Raw genomic sequence first — 25,967 nt, forward strand, 5'->3', positions numbered from 1 at the left:
GACAAATATATACAACCGTTAAGCTGTAATAGGCATATTGAAAACAACACGAAGTAAAATATGCCTTATAAACCATACACCTTAGTCCTATCGGTCATAGCTGGCCTATTGTTCTCCTCCGCCTCACTAGCAACATCAGTTGACAGCATCTCACTCAATGCTGACTCACAATTAGTGAACATCAACCCAAGCTCACTGGCGATAAAGTGGAACAATCAATCGGTCAACCAAGCAGGTCTACAAATTGATGGTGTCAGTCAGCAAGCCGTACAGCTTGAGCAGCTTTCTAGCACACACTTTCAATGGACTCTTAAGCCGAGCAACATCCGTGTAGACGCAAAATTAGCATCAACTCTGAGCTTGTCTTTCCGCCTTGCTGAAAAGCAAACCGTGATAAGAGACCAACCTATTACCCTGAGTTGGTATAATCTAGCGGAAGAAGAGGTACAGGAGCTTTATTTACCTTTTAGTGAAGGCATGCGGGTTCCAACCGCAAACCCTGCATGGATCAAATACCTATCTGATAGCCGCGATGGCTCTAACACCACTCAAGATCTAAAAATGCCCTTTTGGACAGCTAAGCAGGGTTTTCAATACATTACCTGGCACATGGTGACCGCAACCAATAATTCGCTATCTTTTCACCAAGCTGCTGAAAAACTCGATATGAGGGCTGCGCATCGATTTACCTCTCTCAACTCTAAACAACCCTTTACCGTCTCCATTAGTATTAGTGATGATTGGTTGAGTGGAGCGAAGCAATATCGCCAATGGCGAATCGATAATGGTTTTAGTTCTACGTTGGCCGAGAAAAAACAAACTAACCCAAACATCGAAAAGCTTATTGGCGCTAGTCAGGTGTATCTATTTGGTTCTGATGGAATTAGTGTTCAAGACGTCACTGATTGGTGGGGTTTACACTCTTGGTTGTTTAAGCGTGCTCAGCTTACGATAGAAAAGTCAGCTCGAAAAGAGTTACAAGGTCTGCTCAAAGGCAAAGATTGGCTGAGTCACTATCACAAACAGTTGCTAGTAGACTCTATCAACCTCGCCCTTGATAAAAAGTTTAACGCACCAACACCAACTATGGTCGAGAACGCCATTGAAGCGCAATTTAAAGCCGCACAACAAAAGAAGCAGTGGTTAAGCATTCATGCAGGGCAATACCTCATTGATCCACAGCGATGGGGACAAGCTATCTCAACCGATATGGTAAAGAACCTTAAAGCATCAGGTTTAACCCATTTATGGCTCGGGTTTGATAACTGGATGCCCGCCTTTTACCAGCCAGAAGTTATTCAACGAGCTAAGCAAGCCGGGTATTTAGTCGGTACTTATGACTCATACAATACTGCAATACCCCTTGGACTCAACGATGGGTGGCTTACCGCGCAACTCCCTGACCAACTTCGTCATTCCTGCGCTATCGAACTGGCAGATGGTTCAAAAAAAAAGGGATTTCGTGGTAACGGCTATTACCTCAACCCACTTTGTGAAACAGAATACGTAAGCAAACGAGTTTCAGACATTATTCGATTTGGTCAGTTCGACAGTTTGTTCATTGATGTCGATGCTACTGCTATGGCGCGTGAAGACTACAACTTAAAGACAAGTGAACCTGATATGATACTTGGGTTTAACTCGCGAATGCAGTCAATTGTCGCTAAGAACAACGTCGTACTCGGATCAGAGGATGGCAACGCACTCACCACCTCGGGTATTGCTTTTGCCCATGGTTTAGAAACCATTGGGTTTGGCTGGAGTGATAAAGAGATGAAACGCGATGCCAGCTCACCCTACTATCTGGGTCGTTGGTATCCAAACCACAAACCAGATTTCTTTTTCAAACCTGCAAAAGTCAAAGAACCCTATAAAACAATACTTTTTGCGCCTCAATATCGTATTCCGCTTTATCAAGCCGTCTTTCACAATGAGGTGATTAACAGTCACCATTGGCACTCTGATAGCCTAAAATTCAGCGACGTTAAAGTTGAGCGTGACCTAACAGCTATGCTTTACAATGTTCCCGCGATGGTTCACCTCAGTAGAGACGAAGTATCGTCACCAAACAGCAAGAGATTAGTGCAACTTAAACACTACCAATCAGGTTTTAAGCCTCTACATCAGGCGCTTTGGGATAAGCAGTTAAACCGTTTTGAGTGGTTAACTGAAGATGGCAAGGTACAGCAAACGACCTTTTCTGATGGCAGTAAGATAATCGCCAACTTTTCAAACAAAGAAGTTGAACTAGCCAAGTACAAACTTGAGCCACAGTCTATATTGGCTTTGCTCGAAGGCAATAAAACGATGAGGTGGAAGCCTTTAGAACTGAAGTAATAACAAAAAAGGATTAATACCACTGTATTAATCCTTTTTGGGTCAAGCTTACTGCTTAGTAACGGCTATTCATTCCATAGTGATTCGCCATGCCGTCTTCTATGCTTCCACCTTTCCAAGAAGAAGGACTCGCTAGTTTAAGGACATCCATCGCCGTGTATTCCACTCCGGCAAAAATTTTATAGCTTAGCTCTTTACGTAAAGCATCTAACTGAGATTGGCTAAGTTCAAACTTGTAACATTGCTCGCTAGTGAGCTCATTACAAAACAGCGCAAGGTTATAGTGAAAGTAACGTTTGGAAGCCCCAACAGATATTGCAGCCTGTAAAACTTGACCAGCAGAGTAAAAGTCTCGTGAACCATACCCCTTAACCAAAGCAGGGGTCATTTGAGTAATCATTTTCCGTAGCGCCCTGCGCTTAAAAAAGGTTCTAAAAATAGGCATAGCTATCAATACCTGTACTACTTGATTTGCCACCACTATAGCACGAACCTCACTTCAAAAAGGGCTTTCTAGCTGTAGCCCGTACATTTCATAATTGAAAATTATCTTTGCACTTTTAATAATTACCAGCTCATGACAAAAGTGTTAACTTAATCAGCATTGGTTACACTGGTATAAAGATCTGCTAATAACCACAGAATCTTCATAACAGCTCAGATATGGATATAGAACCAACAACCTCCAAATATACAACAACTATTTTTGACTTTTCGCCCGCTTAGTAGCTGCTATGCGGGCATTTTTCTGTCCACTATTCTTATTCCACTCAACAATTCACTCTAATTAATCACTTGTTTAAATATTGATTAATTTTTGTCATATCGAATACTTAGCGTGCACTCTATAATTAATCGAATGTTTAATTTTTGAGGTAATAAGCGTGGCAACGACACCTAGGAAAGCAGGTCGTCCCAGCGATAGTATTGACGCTCGGCAAAATTTGATTCATCACGCCCGTGAACTTTTTACAGTGATGGCCTACGACAAGGTTTCAACACGCCTTGTTGCCAATCGAGCGGGCGTTAACGTAGCAATGATCCGATACTACTTTGGTAACAAAGAAGGTCTGTTTGAAACTATGTTGCGAGAAACCCTCGCGCCAATGAAACAACAGATGGACATTCTGGTTAAAGATAGTTCACAAAAGAATTTTCTCGACATCATGCGAACTTACTACCGCGAAATGATCAAAGTACCCCAGTTTCCACGTTTGGTTTCCCAAGTGATGCATATGGATGCCTCTGATACGCAAAGGAAGCTATTAGAGAAAGTGTTCTTCGACATCAGCCAACCAATGCAAATGGTGATGTTTGAAAAGCTTGTCGACAGCAAGATACTAAGGGCAGATGCAGACCCTAAACTTTGTAAAGTCTCCTATATTAGCTTGATGGTTTTTCCTTTTATCGCTCCTCCAGCCTTACTTGCTGTGCACGGAATTGAGCTTAATGAAGAATTTCTCAACCAACTGTTTGAACACAATATCAAATTAATGACGCATGGATTTCTTACCTCCAACGACCAGCAGGAACAACAATGATGAAAATAAATAAGAAGCTACTGTTTTTTCCAGCGCTAGCCGTTGGTGTGATTGCTTTAATTTTGGCAATTAAAATGAAACCAGACCTACCCGTTAAACCAGCAGGTGACCGAGCGCGCTTGGTAGAAACGACGACTTTGGAGCTACAAGCTATCGCACCAAAAGCGATTGGCTTTGGTAAGGTTGCGCCCAAAATTGAATGGAAAGCGATCGCGGAAGTGACGGGGAAAGTCGTTTATCGCCACCCAAGGCTAGAAAAAGGACAAGTGCTTCAAGCAGGGACAGAAATCCTGCGTATCGACCCACTCGATTACGAGTTGAAACTGGTACAAGCTCAAGCTGACCTCAAATCTGCTCAAACCTCTTTAGCTAAGCTTTACCAAGAAGAAGATAACCTTAAACAAACACTGAAAATTGAAAGCAATCGTCTGGTTATCGCTAACAAAGAACTACAACGTAAACAGAACCTGCGTAAAAAAGGGCTCACTTCACAGTCTGATGTTGATCAGCAAGAGCAAAGTGCGTTGTCGCAACGAAAACTAGTTCTCGATATTGAAAACCAAATCGGTTTGATGCCCGATGAAAAACGCGTTGCTGAAGCTTTAGTTAAAGTCAACACCTCTAAGGTCGAAGAGGCACACCGTTCGTTAGAAAAAACCATTATCACGCTGCCTTACGGCTTACGTATTGCCGCCGTTGATATCGAACAAAATCAGGTGGTGAACCTGCAGCAAACCATGGTGACTGCGCATGGTATGGATGTGATGGAAGTAGAAGCTCAACTTTCTATTCATGATATGCACACGCTTGCTTCTAGCATCGGCGAATTTAGCCGTGACGAATCCGGTATCCCTCAACCAGACATGACCTTTATCAATGCTAGTATTGAACTGAGCAGCGGTAACATGAAAGCAACTTGGCCCGCAAAAGTAAGTCGAATCAGTGAAACCGTCGACCCCAATCAAGCAACTGCTGGGGTCATCTTGGAGATTCAGCAAGACTACCGCAATCTAAACCCTAACAGTGTACCTCCACTCGTGAATGGGATGTTTGTTCGTGCATTTATTGAAGGTCAAGCAAATCCAAGCTGGGTGATTCCTGAGCGCGCACTTCACGGTGACAAAATTTACCTAATGGATGAAGCGAATAAGCTGTCCATCAAACCTGTCACCGTCCTTTACCGTCGCGACAATAAAGTCATTATTGATGGTGACCTGAGCCAAGGTGACAGGCTAATCCTTAATGACCTACTGCCTGCTATCAACGGCATGCTGCTTAAAGAGGCAACGGTGACTAAAGAGGAGTCAGCACAATGATTCGATTCTTCGCTAAACACCCGACGGCAGCTAACTTGCTGATGCTCGGCTTGCTCGTTTTGGGTATCACATCGCTGCCCAATATCAAAAGGGAAACCTTCCCTGAGTTTGATCCTCCCTACATCATGGCGGGTGTGGTTTACCCAGGCGCTTCACCACAAGAAGTAGAGGAAAGCATCTGTGTTCGAATGGAAGATGCGGTCGATGGTCTTGCCAACATTGAAGAGACCCAATGTGAAGCGATTGAAGGCTCTGCAAGACTGATCCTTAAACTGAACGAGAAAGCAGACATTGGTCGTATGTTGGTTGATGTGCAAACGCAGATCAACTCCATCAATGATTTCCCACAAGAAATAGAGTCGCCGGTTGTTCAAGAACTCGATTGGAACGAACCTGTTGTTGATGTCGCCATCACAGCCGATACCACATGGCCGGAGCTTAAAGCCTACGCCGAACAGCTTAAACGAACGTTAAAGCTTGATTACGACGTATCTCTTGTCGATGTGGCTGGATTTTCTGATCACCAGTTCCGCGTCGAGTTAGACTCTCAAGCAATGCGTCAGTTAGGTTTAAGTGTAGGTGATATTGCGACGCAAATTGGCCGCCAGAACATCAAGCTGCCGAGCGGTAATGTAGAGACGCCAGACAAAAACTTTTTAATCCGCTTTGATGAAAGGCGTATTACACCGCAGCAACTGGAAAGTATTGTCGTTGGCTCTGGTCCAAACGGCTCACTGATTCGTCTCAAAGACATTGCGACTATCACAGATCGCTTTGAGCTTGATGAACAGAAGGTCTTGTTCGATGGTCACCCTTCCGCCCTGCTTAAAGTCAGTAAGAACAAAGAGGATGATGCGTTACGGATTAAAGAACGTGTGGCTCAATTTGTCGAAGAGCAACAAGCTATCGCGCCGGATGGTGTCAAATTAGAACTGACCAACGATCTCTCTTCTGTACTCTGGGATCGCTTAACCATGATGGTCAGTAACGGTTGGCAGGGTATTATTCTTGTCTTCGCGACTATGTGGCTATTCTTTAGTTTGCGCTACTCTTTCTGGGTTGCTGCGGGCTTGCCTGTCGCTTTCCTTGGTGGCTTGTTCCTGATGGCGCAACTGGGTCTTTCTATCAATATCATGTCTTTAGTCGGTCTACTGATGGCAATCGGTATTATGATGGATGATGCCATCGTTATTGCGGAGTCAATCGCGGCACACTTAGACAGAGGTGAAGACGTCGATAACGCGGTGATTAAAGGCGTGAAGAAAGTGCTCCCAGGCGTTATCTCATCTTTCTTAACCACAGTCTGCATCTTCGGTAGTCTATTATTCTTGCAAGGTGAAATGGGCGCCGTGCTTAAAGCCGTGCCTCAAGTGTTAATTCTGGTATTAACACTGAGCTTGGTCGAAGCCTTCCTAATTCTACCGAATCACCTCTCTCACTCTCTACATAAAGAGAAAAAAGAGAAGCCACCAGCGAAGTTTAAGAAAAAACTGCTCGATGGATTTGAAAACTTTAGAAATACCACACTAGTTAGCGCGGTCGAGAGAGTTGTTGAGTTTCGATATGCCTTCTTAGGTGGTGTGGTTGCGCTGCTTCTTGTCTCGGTCGCGACAATTGCAGGCGGACTACTTAAGTTCCAACCTTTCCCAGAGTTAGACGGGGACATAGCAGAAGCTCGCATCATTCTTCCTCCGGGTTCATCTTTGGCTCAAACCGAAGCGGTAGTGGATAGAATAGTGGCGTCTGCGCAAAAGCTAGATAAGGAATGGACAGAGAAAGTCGAAAACGGTGTACCTCTCATTCAACACATTACCAGTCAGTTTAATGCGAATGCCGATGCCAACGAATCCGGCCCTCACATTGCGACGATAAGACTCGATTTACTCGGTGCAGAAAGCCGAAACACAGTAATTGACGACTTTATTGCGGCTTGGCGAGAAGACATCGGTGAGCTGGCTGACCCTATTTCTCTGGTCTTTAAGCAGCCGACAATGGGACCGGGCGGACGAGCGATTGAGATACGAGCTAAACACGACGATCTCGATGCGCTAAAAGCCGCTTCGATTGATATTCAGCAGTACCTGAATGAGTTTGATGGTGTGCACGGTGTGCTCGATGATATGCGTATGGGTAAAGAAGAAGTGCTCGTCAAGCTTCGTCCGGGCGCAGAAACGTATGGTATTAATGGACAACTGATCGCTAACCAACTTCGTGCGGCCTTTTTTGGCCAAACCGCAGACGAGATTCAGGTGGGTGTTGAAAACATCTCTATCGAAGTGCGTTTAGACAAAGTGCAAGCAGGCGATCTCCAGCAACTGGCTAATTTCCCCATCATTATGTCTGATGGAAGCCAAATTCCGCTTGCAACAATAGCGACACTAGACTTCCAGCGAAACTATGTGCGAATTCAACGTATCGACGGATTAAGAACCATTAGTGTGTTTGGTGACGTTGACAATACCAAAGCGAACTCAACCGCAATTATTGCTCAATTCCAGCGCGACGAAGCCCCTAAATTAACAGCCAAGTACCCAGGATTGCGCTTTGATTTTGAAGGGGAAGCAAAAGACACTGCTGAGACAGGCGCCTCAATGGCTAAAGGCTTCCTGTTAGGGCTATTTGGGGTGTTCGCAATACTGAGCTATCAGTTCAGAAGCTACCTTGAACCCGTTGTCGTTATGTTAGCTATTCCATTGGCGTTCATTGGCGTAGTTTGGGGGCATATTCTTCTAGGTCACTCACTCAGCATGCCTAGTATGATGGGCTTTGTCTCTTTGGCGGGTATCGTGGTCAACGACTCGATTCTACTCGTTCAATACATACGCCATCACGTTGATGAAGGCGATAGTGTGCATGACTCCGTTGTTAAGGCAAGTAGAGAACGTTTTAGAGCCGTCTTCCTGACCTCAATGACAACCGCTGCAGGTTTGCTCCCGCTATTGACGGAAACTAGCTTGCAGGCTCAGGTTATTCAGCCTTTGGTTATCTCGATTGTCTTTGGTATCTTCGCCTCAACTTTACTCGTGTTGTTTATGATTCCAGCCGCCTATGCCGTCCTCGCAGACTTTGGATTGGTTCATAAGCACGAAGAACTTTAACTAAATAAAAGCGGGTCACTTCGACCCGCTTCTTACGTTAGGACAAGATTTCAGTTTGGCTTTTGCTTCGCGTTATCAGCCTCTTTAACCTTGCAAATATTCCTTTGATATCCTCTAGCATGAGATACAAACACGGTACCAGTATCAGGGTTAGCAAGGTGGCAAACAGGACGGCAAAGCCAAGTGCTACCGCCATTGGGATAACAAACTTCGCCTGCAGGCTCGTTTCAAACATGATCGGCAGTACCCCAACAAAGGTAGTGATTGACGTCAGAGTAATCGCACGAAAACGAGCACACCCTGCTTCAATGACCGCTTCTTTAATTGCGACACCGCGCGCTCTTACTTGGTTGACGTAATCAGTCATAACCAAAGAGTCGTTAACCACAACACCTGCCGCTGCAATAAGACCGAATGTCGACATCATGCTGAGATCTAAGCCAAACCAATAGTGACCCCATATGGCGCCTGTTAAGCTAAATGGAATCACCGACATGATGATTAATGGCTGGGTGTAACTCTTTAATGGAACAGCTAGCAGTATGTACACAATAATCATACCGGCGATAAAGAAGATAATTTGCTCGTCTTGTTGGGCTTGCTGCTCCTCGATTGTTCCGCCCAATTCGCTTTTAACGCCTGGGTAAGCAGTCAGAATATCAGGAATAACCTCGGTATTAATTTGCTCAACGATTTGGTTCGGTTCGACAAGTTCTTCATCAATCGAACCATAGACATACACACTTCGATAACCCCCTTCACGACGAATACTGCTGACACCCGGTTTCTGGTTAATCTCAACCACATCGCCTAGCATGACTTTCTTGCCTTCTGGCGTGGTGATCACTGCATAACGCAATGAAGAGAAAGCCTCACGGGTTAACTGCGGATAGCGCACCATGACTTTGATTTCTTCACCGTCGCGTAAAACTCGCTGTGCTTCCCCACCATAGAAACTTCCACCCACCTGTGTCGCAATATCAAACAGATCTAACCCTAGATCGTATGCGACTGGTGCGAGCGAAAGCAATACTTCCTGACTACCAGAATCGATGGACGACGAGATATCAAACAAGCCCTTCTGTTGTTGCAAGTTGAGGATTAATTCACGACCCGCCGAATTCAGACTCTCGATATCAGAACCGTAGAGTAGGAAACCGAACTCATCGCCCTTTTCGTCGTCATTGACGTTATCGGACACGTTGAGCATTTTCAGCCCCGGTATACTGGGTATACGTTCGCGCCAGCGCCTTGCTAGTTCAAAGGTGTTAAACGGTCTGAGTTCTTCATCGACAAGCGGAATTACAAGCCGACCTTCTTTTCTTCCCTGGCTGAAAGTAAGAATGTCACGAATCATCTTCTGACCCGTTTCTTGTTCTATCTCTTGATCAATAGTCAAAACTGTCGACTCAATTAACTTCAGCGCCTCTATGGTTTGCTCACTGGAAACGTTGTCATTCATGACCAACTTAATGCTTGGAAAGTCATGAGGCACTTTCGGTGATGGTACGATTCTGACGTAACTTGCCATGACCATAGCGACGGTGATCGCTAACACGCCAACAAAGGTGGCAAACACACTCCATCGCCAGTGGGTACACCACTTTACAAACCTTTTGTAAGGTCCATTGATAAAACCAAAAAAACGTGTGTTGAATCTATCTCGCCAACTGCCTTTTTTGATCGGCTTAAACTTAGAGTGTGCCAAGTGCGAGGGCAAAATCAGCTTAGACTCAATCAAACTAAAGAACAGACAAAGAATCACGATGGAAGCGATGCCAAAGAAGAACGCACTCTCTATGCCTTTTGACATTAAAAATGGCGCAAACACGGCCATAGTCGTAAGCACACCAAACGTTGCTGGAGTCGCGACACGTTTTACGCCACGAACCACGTTTTCTACACCGCCTCCACTTTTTTCAATTTCGCTGTAGGCGCTCTCCCCTATGACGATGGCATCATCAACGACAATACCGAGCACCATGATAAATGCGAACAAAGAAATGATGTTAATACTCACGCCAATGGCAGGCATCATCATCACTGCGCCCAAGAAACACACCGGAAGCCCTATCATCACCCACATGGCAAGCTTAACGCGCAAGAAAAGACTTAGCATGAGTGCAACCAAGACTGCACCTTGCAATAGGTTCTTGAGCATCATATCGAGGCGAGCGTTAAGATAATAGGTCATATCGACCAGTGTTTTGATTCTTAAGTCAGACGGCAAAGTTTGGTTTTTCTGCTCGATGTAAGCTTTGACGGACTCAGCAACGGTCACCATATTTTGGTCTTTGGTTGCTTTAACCGACAGATACATTGCGTTTTGGCCAGAGTAACGGAAGTATCGATCATCTTCCGTAAATCCATCTTTGATCGTTGCGATATCTTGCAACAACACTTTACCGCCATTTGCGCCAATCTTGACTGGAATGGCTCTGAACTCTTCGCCTTTGTAATACTGGTTCTCTATTCGAACCGATATCATTCCGGCATTGGTTCTCACTTCACCAGCAGAGTAGTTCGCTGAGTAACGCTTGATTGCATTACTGACATCATTGAGTGTCAGGCTATACTTTTGAAGAACTCTAGGCTCTATTTCAACAGCAATTTCATATTCCGGAGCACCGAGCTCTACCAGAGCAACATTATTCAGCTGAAGAAGCTCATCTTCTATTTGTTTGGCAATAGGCTTAAGCTCAAGCAGGGTTCTATCACCAACTAACGCCATCTCAATAACATCTTGTCGCCATTCATATTGATAAACTTGAATCGGCTCCATTGCGTCTGGGAAATTAGAAGTCGAATCGACCTTCTGTTTCACTTTATCAAGCACAGCATCAATATCTTCATCGACACCGATTTCGAGCTCAATGTTGCCACTGCCTCGATAAGCACTCGACACGGCTTTTTTAATGCCCGTAACATCTTTGAGCGACTCTTCTAACTTGATCAGGATGCTTTCTTCAATCTCTTGCGGTGAAGCTCCCGGATACTGAGCACTGACATTGATGTAGTTCACTTCAATATTTGGGAACATTTGTCGCTGTATAAAGAAGAAGCTAACCGTACCAATGATCAATATAAAGGCCATTAGCAGGTTTGCCGCGACAGAGTTATTGGCAAAATAGGCGATCAAACCTTTCTGTTTGTTCTCTTCCATGACTCGCCTCTACCTATCCGATGAACTATCTTGAACCGCGACTTCTACTTGCAGCCCTTTTTGCGGATACTCAGGTACAGTCAACACGATTTGGTCATCATCACTTAAGCCTTGATTGATCAGCATGAACTCTTTTTCCGCCCGCAAAACGTTGACTACGCGTGGCTCAAGTTGGTTTTGTTCATTCACGACCCAAACCTGTTGATTGTTGACCAGCTCTTGTGGAAGGCGGTAGATATGCTTTAACTCTTTACCTGCAAATTGAACCTCGACATAAGAGCCAAACTTCATTGGTGCTTGTTCACTATCAATTGCATAGGGGTTATCAACCCTGACTACCATGTTTATCATTCGAGTGCTGCTATCAACCACGCCTAAATCGCGATCAATGATGCCTTCACGACGGGTACTAACGATGCCTCTCTGAATGATTTGAGCTGAGATACCTGCGTAATCTTGAGGTAAGAACGCACTGTCGAACCCTGCGATAGGAATGTGAATCTCGCCTGCTTCCACATTGTTAAGAGTCGCAACATGCGCCCCCGCTGAGATAAATTGGCCAACACCTATATCTTTTGCTACCACTAGCGCATCATAGGGAGCGACCACCTTACAGTTTTCCAGATCGCGATTTGCACGTTTAAGCGCTGCTAAGGCTGACTTCACTTGCGCATCGGCACTAAGCAGCTGTGGTTTACGCAAATACAGGTCTGTTACCTGTTTTTGCGGTAGGTTTTTAGCCTGACGTTTTGCTACTTCAGCCTTTGCTTTCTCCTCGATTAACGCCGCTCTAGCACTCGCTAATTGCGCCTCGGCTTGAAGCACTGCTGCTTGATAGTTATCACTCTCAATACGAAACAGTATTTCACCACGCTTAACGATTCCACCGACAACAAAGTTCGGATGCCAACTAACCACCTCACCGGACACTTGAGAGGAAAGCTGCGTAACTTCAACGGGTTGAAGCTCTCCGTGGCTAGTAATCACTACTTTGTGATCGCTCGACGCAACCTTAGAGACTTTCACGATTGGAGGTGCCTTGGCGGGCTTACTTTCTAAAGATTCAGGCGCACTAGAGGCAATGGTTGAATAACCAGCATAAGCACCACCTAAGATGATAAAAGGTAGCAACCAACGTAACGGCTTAGTCGTCATCAGAAATCCTTGTTTTCTATTATCGTTATTTATACGTGCGGATAGTGCTTCGACACCAATTTACTCGAAACTATCCGGCTAGCCTGCAAAATTTATAAAAATGAATGATACATAAACCAACATCTAATTCTTTTTTATAATGTCAGCAGTAAGAGCAAATCGAATGCCAACACACTACATCTTATAAAACAATCACTTAATACAAACCAAACCATATTCGAAGTATTCACATGGTAAATATAAACAATTAGTGGTGAAATTTACCTCGCTAAGGTTAGAATGAATTTTGATAAACCAATTAAGCTAATAGGAGGCTTAGGATGAGCCATGTCTATCTGTTCGATTGGGGGGACACCCTCATGGTCGACTTCGCTGAGCAAAAGGGAAAAATGTATCTTTGGCCTCAAGTCGAAGCTATTGACGAAGCTGAAGAGACACTTAAAGAACTGAGTAAAAATCACACTATCTACGTTGCAACCAGTGCGCAAGACTCTACCGAATCTGAAATTCAGCAAGCGTTTGAACGCGCGGGGCTTGACCCTTATATCAATGGCTATTTCTGTAAAGCGAACTTAGGTCTTGAGAAAAATAGCCCTGAGTTTTACCAAGCAATACTCGAATCTCTCGGTGACAGCGCTTCAGAAGTGACGATGGTTGGCGACAACATAGATAAAGATATATACCCAACGCTTGAAGCGGGTTTGCAGGCGATTTATTACAACCCACAACAGACTCAGGTACCAGAGGGTATCAACTGTATTTCTCGTCTATCAAAATTGTTAGCAGCTAACTAGTGATTAGTAAAAAGTAATAAGTGCTTTACCTCAACTATGGTTGAGGTTTTATAGTCCTTTCATCGAATCTCGATGACATTGAAAAGGACTTATAAATGAAGACATTAATACTCTTCTCTAGTGCGAACAAACAAGGTAATACCGCCAAGACAATTGAACACATAGCAGCAGATCATACTGTCGAGGTTGTCGATATTGACTCGCTCACTATCACCCCCTATCGATATGAGAACCGCTATCCAGCCGATGATTTTTATCCGCTTGTTGAAAAGATGCTTGAATCAGACAATATTGTCTTTGCGTCACCCATCTACTGGTATTCAGTAACAGCCCCTATGAAGGCGCTAATTGATAGGATGACAGAGCTGTTAGATGTTGCAGATCTAAAGCCTAAAGCAAGAGCACTAGAGTCTAAACGCGGTTTTGTACTCACCAGTTCAGGTAAACAAGCGATCTGCCCGATTTTTGACAGCTTCTTTGAAGGACTTTTTCGCTACTTTAATATTGAATACGCGGCAACGCTACACGCAGCCTGCAATAACGGATACTCAATAGATTCCAAAGAGGTTTCGCTGTTTAATCAAGCGTTGAACAATAGGTAGAAAATTAAAAGGCTTAGCAAATTGCTAAGCCTTTTAAATATGTAGCCTTAAACCGTCGTTGCCTGTGGCTGATAACGCCCTGGCTTGTGGTTCATTGCCAATATTAAGTTGGTCGCTATTGCTCCCACCACTGAGAGTAGAATCAATGAGATATCGACAATAAACAGCGACATCACAACAATAGAACAGTCGAGCGCCATCTGTACTTTTCCAGCACGAATCCCAAATCGCTCTTGTAAGAACAGAGCAAGAATATTGAAACCACCGAGACTCATTTTATGGCGGAATATGACTAGCATGCCAATGCCTATCATGCCACCACCAAGTAAGGCGGCATAAAACGGGTCAATACGTGCAATTTCAATCACATGATGCAAATGGTCAACGGCAAAAGACACGATCGTTACTGCAATAAAAGTATTGAGTGTAAAGCGCCAGCCCATGCGAGTGATTGAGAGGAGATAAAACGGTAGGTTTAGTGCGAAGAACACCTGACCAAAGCTAAAGTCACTGACTTTAGTAAAAAAGATCGCTAAACCGGCTGTACCACCAGTTAACAAACCGACTTTATTGTAAAAGATAACACCCAAAGATACTAAGGCACTACCGAGAATCAAGGCGAGTAAGTTCTCGCGCATACTATGTTCTTTATCCATTCTTAGACTTCCTATCCCTTTACGATTCACAAAAGAGGCGTGAATCAAACCTGCATAAAATGTCGATTATTGATAAAGAAGTCTAGAATTAGTGACAAATCACATGTTTTGAAGGTGTTAATCCTATTTTACACTGAGCTATTGCTTATTACCTTGCGCAAACAGCTTTACAACGTTTTGCGTCTTTTTCGAATCCGATTTTTCTTCTTGCTCAGCCTGTACTTGATCCTTACATTCTTTCTGAACATACATGGCTTTATCAGCGATACAGATTAGCTCATCTTTCGTCGTACCCTGCTCCGGGAAACAAGCAATGCCAATACTCGATCCTACGCTTAATGAATGCCCACCAAACACAATCGGTGATTTAATGACTTCACCAATTTGCTCTATTTTCCCGGGTACACCTTCCAAATCTTTTAGCAAATCGAGGCACACCACGAATTCATCGCCACCCAACCTGCCAACAACATCAGATTCGCGCACACAATCTGAAAGGCGCTCGGCTATTTTAACTAAGACATAATCGCCTGCATCGTGGCCGTAATTGTCGTTGACGTTTTTGAAGTCGTCTAAGTCGATAAACAGTAGCGCGAATTTATGCCCTGTTCGCTTGGCCTTAACAATCGACTGCTCAAGCTGTTTATCGAATGCTCTCCTATTCATTAAGTTGGTGAGAGGATCATGCTCTGATAAAAACAGCAGTTGTTCTTGCTTATGCTTGAGCTGTTTGGTTTGTCGAATGATCTCTTCTTCGAGCTCTTGCTTGGTCACTGTCGAGTGACACAGAGAGACCGTCATCTGGTTAAAGAAATTCGCGATCACACGAAACTCACTGTCCATCTTCACTGCTTCGACTTTGGTATCTAATCGACCCTGCGCTAGATTCAGAATCGCTGCTTTCATCGCTTCAGCCCCTGATTTAAAGCGGAACAGAATTAGCCAAGCAGTGACACTTACTAAAATCGAACAAAGGATTAACCAAGCCGCTGCAGTAGACATAACTTTTTCAAGCGAAGAAGCATTTCTCTTAACCACCAATCGGTGAACGTAAGCCAATTCTTCCGTCATGTTTTGAACTATCATATTGTAGCGCGAGTGAAGCAGATTCCTTGCAGTTAGAATGGAAGCAACGTCATCGACACCTCCTTCTGCCTCGACAAAGTAGAGTTCCTTTTCTCTAATCAAAAGGGTGTGCAAGCTATGGTTCATCCGTTGAATATTGTCGAGTTGGATATTGCTCCCTTTGTATGCAGTAAGCTTTGTTGAGAGCTCCGCTTGAGCCACCTCTACCTGGTTAAGGCTAGAACCGTCACCAAACTGTTTAAAGACCCATAGCTGGCTCCTCAACAAGTCGACACACAGCTGTAAATCGATGATTTGATCAAGCTCGACTTTAGTAACCTTTTGCTGTTCATTGATTTTAAAGAAAGAAACAACAATAAACAGAGTCAAAATCATGGTGGTTGTCGACAAGATAAACATCTTTTTAAACAGTGAGTCCAACATTGCTTAATCCCTTAATGCCACGGCTTGTTGATATGGATAGGAATACAAGACTTGACGAAAGTCAGGCGGTGTATCTTCAACAAAGCCATTCTCAATCGCCCAACGTGATTGAAGCTGGAGATTGGAAAGTAGCGAATTACCCAAGGACAGACGAAACAAATAGTCGTCCCATGACCATTCAATTTGATTAAGCGGAATATCTAACCTTTGTGAGATGATACGTAGCGCCTTGTCTGGGTTGGAGTTAATCCATTCGTTAGCCATATCAAGCGCTCGCAGTAATCTAATCGGTTCATCTCCTACAAACTCAAGGTAAGGGGAACGCGTAATTAAGTTAAATGAGAGCTGATATACGCCTTTTGTACCTAAGTTGGAGACTTCAGAGACAGATAATAAATTGGCTTCAAACCCCATAGGTTCCCATGCAGATATTGCTTCAACGCGGTAAGAGAGAAGAGCAGGCACAAGCTCATGAGGCTGCAGGTAGATCTTTTCAACTTTAATCTCGTGAGCGCTATTGCTAATTAGCACAGAATCAAAGTAAAACTCACTGGCCGTCCCTTTTACTATTCCAACTCGCTTCCCATCAAGGTCAGAAACGCTGCGTATATTAACCGGGGCAAGCGTAAGCAGTTTTAGGTCGTTATCAGATTCAACGAAGCTTGCAAGAAGGGTCAGATCATCTCTTTCAAAACTTTGAAACATCACTACCGATTCCGAAGCAATGGCATAATCGACACTTTGATCCAGCATTAACTGAGTACAAGCAGCTCCGCTAGAACAAGGGAATAATGTGGCATCTAGGCCAAAATGTTTGAATAAGCCAAGCTGCTCGGCAATTAAAAACGGCGAAGAGGAAGGCGTTAAGGACACCCCTATTTTAATATGAGAAGACGAGGTCTTTTTATTAACCTTCATCCCAATAATTACGCCCGCAACCACAGTGCATAGCACTAACACAGATACACCAAGCGCCAATTTTTTAGTTTTGAAAACCGGCATTCTAGATACACCCAGCCCTTATAAGAAACCTAGCACATATAAATCTAGCCTATGAATATGTAAATTTGCATCCACTACTCACATTTCCATCAACTTCATGTACAAACGGACTAAATATTTGGATTGGATCACAAAAATAAGCTTATTCAACATTAGGTTCTTAAATAATGAACACGTGTATTTATCTACTTGGTTGTTGATGTCAGAAGAACTCTACAACGTATTAGTCAACTATATGAGTTTAATTGGAAGACCTAATGAGAGTACTAATAGTCGGAGCAAGCGGCGGAATTGGAACCGCTTTAGCTAGTGAATGTTTATCAAGATATGTGGACGCTGAAATACATGGTACCTATTTTCACTCAGTCACGGGATACAAGGACGACCAAATTAATTGGCACCAGTTAGATATTCGTGAAGAAGAATCGATAAAGCATTTCTCTGAAAAATTTTACCAATTAGATTGGCTTATTAATTGCGTTGGTTTTCTACACAATGAACATCAAGGACCTGAGAAAAACCTCAATTCAATCTCTAGTGAGTTTTTCTTAGAAAATATCGCTATAAATACCCTGCCAACATTGCTTCTCGCCAAATACTTTTCAGCCCAACTCAAATCTAGTGGAGCTCCAAAGTTTGTAACACTGTCTGCTAAAGTCGGCAGCATATCTGACAACCGATTGGGGGGATGGTATAGCTATAGATGTTCAAAAGCAGCACTCAATATGCTTATCAAAACAATTTCAATTGAATGGAAACGATCGATGCCTAAAGCAACGGTTTTATCACTTCACCCTGGAACGACAGACACCGACCTTTCCCTACCATTTCAAGCAAACGTGCCAAAAGAGAAGTTATTTAGACCAGAAAAAGTCGCGAAAGATTTGATTGATATCATAGAGTCGAAAAGTGTCGATGAAAGCGGTCACTTTTACGATTATTCCGGTAAAACACTACCGTGGTAACAATTACGTTAGCTTTATCTACTCTTTCTACAACGCTCTGAACAATACTTTACGTCTTCCCAGCACTTTGCCCATTTTTTTCTCCAAGCAAAATACCGGTTACAAGCAGCACAAACCTTTTCAGGTAAATGCTGCTTCTTAATCTTATGAGGCACGACGTTGATTCCTTCGTTTTATCGCAGCCTCTTTCACCATAAAATCAAATAAGGGCGCAAACAAATTGGCAAACAAAATGGCTAACATAATCCCCTCAGGATAGGCGGGGTTGAGCACCCGGATACCGATAGTCATGACACCGATGAGTATTCCATATGCCCACTTAGCCTTATTGGTAAAGGCAGCAGAAACGGGATCAGTCGCCATAAAGAAAGTACCAAATGCCACACCACCCAAGACGAAATGCCAGTAAAAAGGCATAGAAAACATGGGGTTGGTGTCTGACCCAATGAAATTTAAAAGAACTGAAGTACTGACTAGTCCCACGATCACCCCCGCAACAATCCTCCATGAAGCGATCCTCATGCCGATAAGTATTATCCCCGCAATAGCTATAAGAAGCGTTGAACCTTCTCCGATCGAGCCTGGTAGATTCCCTAGAAACGCATCTAGCCACAAAAGGGGCTCGCCAGTTGCGTTATTGATTAGCCCTGCGTTTCCTTGCTCATACCACTGGCTTAAAGGGGTCGCACCGGTGTAACCATCAGCCGCAACCCAAACCAAACCACCCGACATGTTGCCAGGGTAGGCAAAATAAAGAAATGCTCGACCAGCGAGTGCTGGGTTCAGAAAATTACGCCCAGTCCCACCAAAAATTTCTTTGGCAACGACAATACCAAACGTTATACCTAAAGCGGCTTGCCACAATGGTATCGTTGGAGGCAAGATAAGAGAGAAGAGAACTGAGCTTACAAAAAAGCCCTCATTAACTTCATGTTTCCTGACAATTGCGAAAAGCACTTCCCAAAAACCACCCACGACAAAAACTGTTACATAGATGGGGAGAAAATAGCTTGCCCCAAGTACGAGTTTACTCCACCAAGAAGCGCTCGCTATGCCTTCGGCATCACCAAATACCATAGCAAGGCGCCAACTGTCATTAACTATATCGGCTAACCCATTAGCAGAGTAGCTTGCTAGCAACGCCAATGAGGTTTGGTTACCAATATTGTACATACCCCAAAACATGGTCGGAAATGTCGCTAACCAAACCAAAATCATGATGCGCTTCAGATCGATACTGTCTCGTACGTGCGTTTGTCCTTTGTTCACCAAACCAGGTGTATAGAAAATGGTCGCTACCGCCTCGTACAGTGGATACATTTTTTCGTACTTTCCACCTGCTTCAAATTTAGGTGCCAACTTATCTAAACGGCTTTTAAAACTCATGAGTACACCTTTTTCTTCATTGTTACGCTTTATTTCTACGCACTTCATCAGTAAGAAGAACAAAAATAGTTGGTGGTTATTTGAACTGGGCTTGACGACTGAGCGTAAGCAAGAGAGCACACAGAGGAGAAAATTATGGACTCACTTGCCGTAGACTTAGCCAGATTCCAGTTTGCTTTTACCGTCTCCTTCCACATTATTTTTCCCGCCTTTACTATTGGATTGGCGAGCTATCTAGCTGTTTTAGAAGGGCTTTGGTTGAAAACCAACAACAACAAATTTATCCAACTGTACAAGTATTGGTTAAAGATTTTCGCGATAAGCTTTGGTATGGGAGTCGTAAGTGGGATCGTTCTGAGCTATCAGTTTGGCACCAATTGGAGCGTATTTGCCGACAAGACTGGCCCTATACTTGGTCCATTGATGGGTTACGAGGTCTTCACTGCATTTTTCCTAGAAGCGGGCTTTCTAGGCGTGATGTTGTTTGGTATGGAGAGAGTGGGTAAAACACTTCACTTTGCCTCTACTTGTATCGTCGCATTCGGGACTTTTCTCTCTGCATTTTGGATCCTTTCCGTAAATAGCTGGATGCAAACGCCCGCTGGCTATTCGATCAACGAGGTTGGGCAATTCATTCCTGAAAATTGGTTTGAAATTGTCTTTAATCCCTCTTTTCCCTACCGACTTGTACACATGTTGCTCGCAGCGTACTTAACCACCGCTTTCGTCGTGGCGGCTGTTGGGGCATACCATCTACTCAAAGCACCTCACAACCCATTAGCAAGAACTATGTTCTCTATGGCGATGTGGATGGCAGCTGTTGTTACCCCAGTGCAAATCATAGCGGGTGATGTGCATGGTCTTAACACCCTTGAGCATCAACCAGCGAAAATAGCTGCAATGGAAGGACACTATCAAAGCCATAAAGGCGCTCCTTTGATACTGTTTGGAGTCCCAAACGATAGTACCAAGCAAGTGGACTTCTCTGTTGAGATACCAAAGTTGGGTAGCTTCATTCTCACACATGACTGGGATGGCGAAGTAAAAGGTCTAGATGCATTTCCTGAAGGCGATCACCCTCCAGTACAAATTGTATTCTGGAGTTTCAGAGTGATGGTCGCCATCGGTTTTGGCATGCTAATTATTGGCGTTTTAAGCCTTTGGTTACGTACAAAAAACCAGCTTTTCAAGGCTACTTGGTTCCACAAAATGTGCGCATATTCCGGCCCTGCTGGCTTCATAGCCGTCCTAGCCGGATGGATAACGACTGAAGTTGGGCGCCAGCCTTACACTGTCTACGGGTTATTGACCACTTCTGAATCCGCATCTCCCATAGACGCAGCAGCAATAAGCATCTCCTTAACGGCATTTGTCATAGTGTACTTCATTGTCTTTGGAGCAGGCTTCTTCTATCTAATAAGATTGATGCGTAAATCGCCTACTAAGTATGAACAACCGCTCGACAGTCGACTACCAGATGGTACTGAGTCCTCCCCTGTTTCCCACTCCAATCACTTAACATAGGAGAGTCTTATGGATATCGCATTGATTTGGTACGGACTGATCAGCTTTGCTGTACTTATCTACGTGATTCTCGATGGTTTCGACCTAGGCATTGGAATTTTGTTTCCTGGTGCTCATAGTGAAAACGAACGAGATTTAATGATGAACAGTATTGCGCCAGTGTGGGATGGCAATGAAACATGGCTTGTACTCGGTGGAGGTGGTCTTTTTGCGGTGTTTCCACTTGCGTATGCGGTTGTTATGCCTGCGCTTTACGCGCCACTCATCCTTATGCTGTTGGGGCTAATTCTTAGAGGGGTTTCCTTTGAATACCGGTTCAGGACTAAACGGGGTAAGTTTCTTTGGGATGGTGCGTTTTTTATTGGTTCCCTACTCGCAACCCTAATGCAGGGAGTCATGCTAGGAGCTCTTCTTCAGGGTATTGATATCGATGGAAGATCTTTTAGTGGCAGTTGGTTTGATTGGTTGACCCCTTTCAGCTTATTTTGTGCTTTCGCTTTGCTCTCCGCATACTCACTGCTTGGAGCATGCTGGCTTATAATTAAGATGCCTAAAGACCTCACGACCCGCTACTACATTATAGCCAAACGATGTGGCTTAATAATGACAACAAGTATCGTGGTTGTGAGCATATGGCTTCCATTTATAAATGAACTCATTTTTGAAAGATGGTTTTCATTCCCCAAAACATTGGTGTTCCTGTTGATACCAATCTGCGCTGCGGGCTTCATTTGGCAACTTTTTGCTTCTCTCATGCAACATAAAGGACTTAAAGCTTACCTATTTGGTATCGGTTTGTTTGTGATATCTGGAGTTGGGTTTGGAATTAGCACCTTCCCTTATTTGATTCCCTTTTCGCTGACTTATTATGATGCAGCGGCTCCAGACTCAAGCCTCAATTTCTTATTAGCTGGCGCCGTCTTTTTAGTACCTATGATTATCGTCTATAGCGCGTATTCTTACTGGGTATTTAGAGGACGATTGAAGCATGGAGAGGGGTATCATTGATGAGCAACAAAACATCTCGAATAATCTGGTTTGTGATTATATGGTCACTCAGTATCTCGGCACTTACTCTGTTCTCTTTTTTCGTTCACCTTGTTCTTGGAACATAAAGCACAAAACCAGAGTACTAGGTAATTAGCTTACGCCGACGGCTTTCCTCTGTAAAACAATTCATTTCACAGTATTTCTGCTGAGACCACCTACCCTTTTTTATCATCAATTTGATTAATTGCCCCTATAACAATTCACTACATCTAATACAAAACCAATAAACCATTTCATTTGTGATTGAAATTGACATTGTCCTGACACATAAACTCATTATTGAAACTATATTACAAACATAAGTTAAGTGTTGAAACAGAAGCAACTCAGATTTATCTATTTGATAGTCAAGATGCGCAGGATTACACAGGTATGAAAATCATCACGCTTGCCGTTCTAGCCCTATTTAATGCAACACCTACCTCAAATGTGGTAGACCAGGTTGAAGATCAAAACACTTCACCAACCACTGAGACGGTTTCATTAAAGAGCGCACCACGCGGCATTCAAGGCTAAGTAAATTGAGAATGGGAAGAGCAATGAAACAGTTAGTTCAGTCTGTGTTTACGTTTAAAAATTCGACGCTAAATCGACGACAGTATCTTGGCTTAATGGCACTTAACCTCGTCGTTTGCCAATTGATTGTGTTAGCAACTGTTAACCTAGTCACGCCACGTTCACACATGGCAGCCTTTACCCTACTGTTAGTTCCTTACAGTTTTTGCATGATTGCTAGCTTTGCAATTGTCAGTGCTCGATTAAAGGCCGCATTCCAGATTGGCACTGCTTCGAGTCTTGTCATTCAAGGCACAGTTCTAATCGGCAGTGCCATTCATGCCGCGTTTGGTATCGTCTCTCTACTACTCGGTTTAGCTTTGCTTTTTGCACCAACGAAGTCTATTTCACAGCCAGCCAGTGAAGTGATCGACGAAAACAAGCCACAAGAGGCATGCTAGCTGTGACTCATATAGACGAACATCGCGTAAAAACGGTTCGCGCTAAAGCAGAAAGATTTTCAGGTATTTGGGGAATCCCATTAACGATCCAACAAGGAAAGAAAGGCTTAAAACTAGTCGATGGATCTCTACGCGATTTATCTGGCGGCGAAATTGACGTTGTCTCTATGGATAAATTACTCGAAGGAATGGCTACCGGTGTGCGCTTATATCTTGTTAGTCGAAGATAGCGCGCTCGATCATCATAGTTCATCGAGGTGAAAAATGGTCAATTCAATGACTCACTCTATTGCGGCGGAGAATCAACAATGAACGTATTTTCTACTGCGCTGACTGGTGCACTCGTTGGGTGCTGCCTATTTTCAGTCAGCACTTCATACCTTAGCTCGTGTGCCGATTATTACCAAGAGGTAAACCAGTCGATCAGCCAAAGCTATAGCGAATGTCATGCAATCAGCCAAAGCTGTATAGAGTCGTCGAAAGAATCCGGTGACCATACTAGTTGCTTGCTCACTTCTGGGTGGCAACAAGCGAATGAGCGCTATCTATTTCAACAGCGCAAGTCTGACAAAATGAAATATCAGCTAGGCCGAGTCGTAGAGCTTATTTTTTGATTCGAACTTCAGACTTAACTGCATACAACACGATTATCGTCGTTTGCTTTCAGTTATCCGATTGAAAAAATCTAACCAATAACAGCAATGCTAAGTTGGATTCGGTAAATCCATTAGCAACTTACTACCTACTCTTAGGAACCCATTATGAATACTACTTTTAAAACACTGCTTGTTGCACTTGTCGCTACTTCTACTCTTGGCGGATGTTCTATCTATAACGATGTACAAGGTGCGCGTCAGGCGATCACCTACGATGTAACGTCAAATGATTCTATCTTCAATGCGACCGACGGTAATCAATACATTGTGGCTAAACACCGCTTTAGTGACGGCAAGATTCTGGCGTGTTACCAAGATTCTGGTGTGTTTGGGTCAAGCGATGAAGCTCCACTGCGCGGCGCGGCGAATGACTGGCTAGTACAGAACAAACCGGGCAAAATTGCTGGCGACTCAAATAGCATGTCTGGTGTGTTTGATGCTCGCGTCTGCTACGAATTCGTACTCGAAGATCAACAAGGCATTGGCGCTTACTTAGATGAAGAAACAGGCGATGTCGTTGTAGTCGGCGAACAAGATACCACTCAAGCAAGTGATGAAGATCTCCAACCTATCGGCGCATATCTCGATGAAGAAACTGGTGACGTGGTTGTGGTAGGTGAACATGATACCGCTCAAGCAAGTGACGAAGACCTACAGCCAATTGGCGCCTACCTTGACGAAGAAACCGGTGATGTCGTCGTCGTTGGTGAAAGTAACTAGAGACAATGTGTATATAAGTTAGGGCTATCAAACAAGACGAACCTAACGATCCATTCTTACACTTATCATCTCCACATATTCTAAAGCCCTAGCTATATTAGTTTAGGGCTTTATGCGTTGTGGAGACCAAATTCGCTTAAGGTTATCTCCTCGCTTTCTAGCAATCACGCCCACAAACCACTACTAGGGTCTTTTGAACAGAAACTCGCCCAACGTAGTCATCTAATTCAGCATATTCCCCACGAAGTGGATATCGAAAACCTCTTCTTTTCTCCAATTATCGACTCGAAATTTCCATTGCCCCTCCTATAGTTGCTCTTTTTTAGCGCACGCAACATCAAAAAAAACCATTCAACCGCCACAAAACCAACCACAAATGAAATTAACATATCATCAATGTCAGAAAAATGTCAAACATCAACCATTTTAAATACATTTGTTTCATTTATGCTTTTCAGGGGTTCACATTTGGATTTGAACACTGTATTATTCTTTTCGAGCTCAATAATGAAACGAGAGATTGGAATCATCTCTAATTATGAGCAATCCAAGGAAGGTTTTTTCATTATCAAATTTAATATAGGTCTTAACATGAAAAAACTAGCAGTCGCAACAGCAGTATTAGCAGCAATCACTTCATTCTCAAGCGCAGCTTTCGATCTTGAAGCTTCGCACGGTAACAACAAAGAAACGACACTTAAGTTCCACGATCAAGTGATTGGTGGACTCGCAGGTGGCATCGAAATCGTCGGTGCAGAAAACCTTAAGCGTCACAAAGAGACAACGTTCTCTCTAGATTACAAAATCGAGATGGGTCAAGCGTTTATCATGCCATCTTTCGATCTAACCGTACCGTCTGGCTACTCAAAAGAGTACAAGTATGAAACAGATGCAATGCCAGGTGCAATTGACGGCACTGCAACTTACAAAGACAGCAATATTGCTAAGTTCGGTATTAAAGGTGGTTACACCTTCGATAACGGTATCTACACTGCAGCTCGTTACCGCTACGAAATTTCCGATGGTAAGGGTGAGTTATCAGTTGCTCAGGGTGTAAACGTTCCAGGTTTCGGTGTCCCTTACCTAAGTGCAGAAGGCAACCACAAGTCCAAAGTTCACCGCGTAGATTTAACTGTGGGTTACAACGTGATGGATACTGTAGACCTATCTGCTAACTACATTGTTAAAAGAGCAAATATCGACGGACACCTGAACTTACCTGAGTTAAAAGGTACTGCTGATGGTAGTGCTACTGCAAAAAGTCAAGAGTTTGAACTAAAGGCAGTACTTACCTCGCTAGGTGACCTTAAACCATACGCACAATACACATATAAGTCACAAACACACCTAAAGGGTAGCGGTTCAAATAACTTAAATGAAAGCGCGTCATTCGATACAAAATACAAAAACGACAATGTATTCAAAATCGGTGTTGTTTACAGCTTCTAATCGCGGCAACACAACTGCATAGCCTCACTCTGGTTCGATAGTTATATAGCTATCGAACCAAAAAATGAGCAACTGCTAAGGTGCCAGG

24 protein-coding genes are annotated in these 25,967 nt (G+C 43.7%); 16 read left to right on the forward strand and 8 right to left on the reverse strand.

The genetic code is table 11. From position 1 onward, the window contains the following. Nucleotides 1–60 precede the first annotated feature (60 nt). The gene (locus AC6R16_RS02410; RefSeq protein ID WP_500673468.1) at nucleotides 61–2,337 is read left to right on the forward strand and encodes a glycoside hydrolase; all 2,277 of its coding nucleotides are present in this window, start codon (nucleotides 61–63) and stop codon (nucleotides 2,335–2,337) included. Nucleotides 2,338–2,392: 55 nt separating this feature from the next. Here the strand turns inward: AC6R16_RS02410 and AC6R16_RS02415 are convergent, their stop codons facing one another. Beyond that, on the reverse strand, nucleotides 2,393–2,782 hold the full coding sequence (locus AC6R16_RS02415) for a DUF6559 family protein (protein WP_500673469.1): 390 nt from the start codon (nucleotides 2,780–2,782) through the stop codon (nucleotides 2,393–2,395). 439 nt (nucleotides 2,783–3,221) lie between these two features. Here AC6R16_RS02415 and AC6R16_RS02420 point away from each other — a divergent pair, with 439 nt between their 5' ends. From AC6R16_RS02420 to AC6R16_RS02430, 3 genes are read left to right on the forward strand one after another with little or no spacing between them, the layout of a single operon-like run. Next, nucleotides 3,222–3,878, forward strand: a complete 657-nt coding sequence (locus AC6R16_RS02420; protein ID WP_500673470.1) for a TetR/AcrR family transcriptional regulator — start codon at nucleotides 3,222–3,224, stop codon at nucleotides 3,876–3,878. Then, a complete protein-coding gene (locus AC6R16_RS02425; RefSeq protein WP_500673592.1) occupies nucleotides 3,878–5,194 on the forward strand; it encodes an efflux RND transporter periplasmic adaptor subunit in 1,317 nt (438 codons plus the stop codon). The genes AC6R16_RS02420 and AC6R16_RS02425 overlap by 1 nt, the downstream gene beginning before the upstream one ends. Continuing rightward, nucleotides 5,191–8,292 (forward strand): efflux RND transporter permease subunit, encoded by a 3,102-nt coding sequence (locus tag AC6R16_RS02430; protein ID WP_500673471.1) that lies wholly within the window; start codon nucleotides 5,191–5,193, stop codon nucleotides 8,290–8,292. Before AC6R16_RS02425 ends, AC6R16_RS02430 begins: the two co-directional genes overlap by 4 nt. 37 nt (nucleotides 8,293–8,329) lie before the next feature. Here the strand turns inward: AC6R16_RS02430 and AC6R16_RS02435 are convergent, their stop codons facing one another. Further along, on the reverse strand, nucleotides 8,330–11,455 hold the full coding sequence (locus AC6R16_RS02435) for an efflux RND transporter permease subunit (protein WP_500673472.1): 3,126 nt from the start codon (nucleotides 11,453–11,455) through the stop codon (nucleotides 8,330–8,332). Nucleotides 11,456–11,464: 9 nt separating this feature from the next. Next, nucleotides 11,465–12,610 carry an efflux RND transporter periplasmic adaptor subunit gene (locus AC6R16_RS02440; RefSeq protein ID WP_500673473.1) on the reverse strand — a complete coding sequence of 382 codons (1,146 nt, stop codon included), beginning with the start codon at nucleotides 12,608–12,610 and terminating at the stop codon, nucleotides 11,465–11,467. A gap of 320 nt (nucleotides 12,611–12,930) precedes the next feature. On the opposite strand from AC6R16_RS02440, the gene AC6R16_RS02445 reads away from it, so the two are divergent. Next, nucleotides 12,931–13,404, forward strand: a complete 474-nt coding sequence (locus tag AC6R16_RS02445) for an HAD family hydrolase (protein WP_500673474.1) — start codon at nucleotides 12,931–12,933, stop codon at nucleotides 13,402–13,404. Nucleotides 13,405–13,499: 95 nt separating this feature from the next. Next, nucleotides 13,500–14,006, forward strand: coding sequence for a flavodoxin family protein (locus AC6R16_RS02450; protein ID WP_500673475.1), 507 nt, complete (start codon nucleotides 13,500–13,502; stop codon nucleotides 14,004–14,006). 47 nt (nucleotides 14,007–14,053) lie between these two features. On the opposite strand, the gene AC6R16_RS02455 is transcribed toward AC6R16_RS02450, so the two are convergent. The 3 genes from AC6R16_RS02455 to AC6R16_RS02465 form a co-directional block, all read right to left on the reverse strand. After that, on the reverse strand, nucleotides 14,054–14,662 hold the full coding sequence (locus tag AC6R16_RS02455) for a DUF6198 family protein (RefSeq protein ID WP_500673476.1): 609 nt from the start codon (nucleotides 14,660–14,662) through the stop codon (nucleotides 14,054–14,056). 138 nt (nucleotides 14,663–14,800) lie between these two features. Next, nucleotides 14,801–16,171: a diguanylate cyclase domain-containing protein gene (locus AC6R16_RS02460; RefSeq protein WP_500673477.1), complete on the reverse strand. Its 1,371-nt coding sequence runs from the start codon at nucleotides 16,169–16,171 to the stop codon at nucleotides 14,801–14,803. A 3-nt stretch (nucleotides 16,172–16,174) separates the two neighbouring features. Next, nucleotides 16,175–17,173, reverse strand: coding sequence for an ABC transporter substrate-binding protein (locus tag AC6R16_RS02465; RefSeq protein ID WP_500641309.1), 999 nt, complete (start codon nucleotides 17,171–17,173; stop codon nucleotides 16,175–16,177). Nucleotides 17,174–17,430: 257 nt separating this feature from the next. Here AC6R16_RS02465 and AC6R16_RS02470 point away from each other — a divergent pair, with 257 nt between their 5' ends. Continuing rightward, the gene (locus AC6R16_RS02470; RefSeq protein ID WP_500673478.1) at nucleotides 17,431–18,138 is read left to right on the forward strand and encodes an SDR family oxidoreductase; all 708 of its coding nucleotides are present in this window, start codon (nucleotides 17,431–17,433) and stop codon (nucleotides 18,136–18,138) included. Nucleotides 18,139–18,152: 14 nt separating this feature from the next. Here AC6R16_RS02470 and AC6R16_RS02475 read toward each other — a convergent pair whose 3' ends face one another. Next, nucleotides 18,153–18,293 carry a DUF2256 domain-containing protein gene (locus AC6R16_RS02475; RefSeq protein WP_500673479.1) on the reverse strand — a complete coding sequence of 47 codons (141 nt, stop codon included), beginning with the start codon at nucleotides 18,291–18,293 and terminating at the stop codon, nucleotides 18,153–18,155. Continuing rightward, nucleotides 18,283–19,524: an NADH:ubiquinone reductase (Na(+)-transporting) subunit B gene (locus AC6R16_RS02480; RefSeq protein ID WP_500673480.1), complete on the reverse strand. Its 1,242-nt coding sequence runs from the start codon at nucleotides 19,522–19,524 to the stop codon at nucleotides 18,283–18,285. Before AC6R16_RS02480 ends, AC6R16_RS02475 begins: the two co-directional genes overlap by 11 nt. A gap of 135 nt (nucleotides 19,525–19,659) precedes the next feature. On the opposite strand from AC6R16_RS02480, the gene AC6R16_RS02485 reads away from it, so the two are divergent. The 9 genes from AC6R16_RS02485 to AC6R16_RS02525 all read left to right on the forward strand — a co-directional run bounded on the left by AC6R16_RS02485 (nucleotide 19,660) and on the right by AC6R16_RS02525 (nucleotide 25,879). Continuing rightward, nucleotides 19,660–21,048 carry a cytochrome ubiquinol oxidase subunit I gene (locus AC6R16_RS02485; protein WP_500673481.1) on the forward strand — a complete coding sequence of 463 codons (1,389 nt, stop codon included), beginning with the start codon at nucleotides 19,660–19,662 and terminating at the stop codon, nucleotides 21,046–21,048. A gap of 9 nt (nucleotides 21,049–21,057) precedes the next feature. Beyond that, a complete protein-coding gene (cydB, locus tag AC6R16_RS02490) occupies nucleotides 21,058–22,056 on the forward strand; it encodes a cytochrome d ubiquinol oxidase subunit II (RefSeq protein WP_500673482.1) in 999 nt (332 codons plus the stop codon). After that, nucleotides 22,056–22,163, forward strand: a complete 108-nt coding sequence (locus tag AC6R16_RS02495; RefSeq protein WP_500673483.1) for a DUF2474 family protein — start codon at nucleotides 22,056–22,058, stop codon at nucleotides 22,161–22,163. Before cydB ends, AC6R16_RS02495 begins: the two co-directional genes overlap by 1 nt. A 307-nt stretch (nucleotides 22,164–22,470) precedes the next feature. After that, the gene (locus tag AC6R16_RS02500) at nucleotides 22,471–22,614 is read left to right on the forward strand and encodes a hypothetical protein (RefSeq protein ID WP_500641316.1); all 144 of its coding nucleotides are present in this window, start codon (nucleotides 22,471–22,473) and stop codon (nucleotides 22,612–22,614) included. 23 nt (nucleotides 22,615–22,637) lie between these two features. Next, entirely contained in the window at nucleotides 22,638–23,054 is a 417-nt protein-coding gene (locus tag AC6R16_RS02505) for a hypothetical protein (protein ID WP_500673484.1), read from the forward strand. Then, entirely contained in the window at nucleotides 23,048–23,284 is a 237-nt protein-coding gene (locus AC6R16_RS02510; RefSeq protein WP_500641318.1) for a hypothetical protein, read from the forward strand. The genes AC6R16_RS02505 and AC6R16_RS02510 overlap by 7 nt, the downstream gene beginning before the upstream one ends. Before the next feature lie 78 nt (nucleotides 23,285–23,362). Beyond that, nucleotides 23,363–23,668, forward strand: a complete 306-nt coding sequence (locus AC6R16_RS02515) for a hypothetical protein (RefSeq protein ID WP_500641319.1) — start codon at nucleotides 23,363–23,365, stop codon at nucleotides 23,666–23,668. A 147-nt stretch (nucleotides 23,669–23,815) separates the two neighbouring features. Beyond that, nucleotides 23,816–24,430, forward strand: coding sequence for a hypothetical protein (locus AC6R16_RS02520; protein ID WP_500673485.1), 615 nt, complete (start codon nucleotides 23,816–23,818; stop codon nucleotides 24,428–24,430). A 591-nt stretch (nucleotides 24,431–25,021) separates the two neighbouring features. Beyond that, nucleotides 25,022–25,879 carry a hypothetical protein gene (locus AC6R16_RS02525; protein WP_500673486.1) on the forward strand — a complete coding sequence of 286 codons (858 nt, stop codon included), beginning with the start codon at nucleotides 25,022–25,024 and terminating at the stop codon, nucleotides 25,877–25,879. Nucleotides 25,880–25,967: the final 88 nt, after the last annotated feature.

The organism is Vibrio sp. R10-SG3-ISO10 (assembly GCF_059834185.1).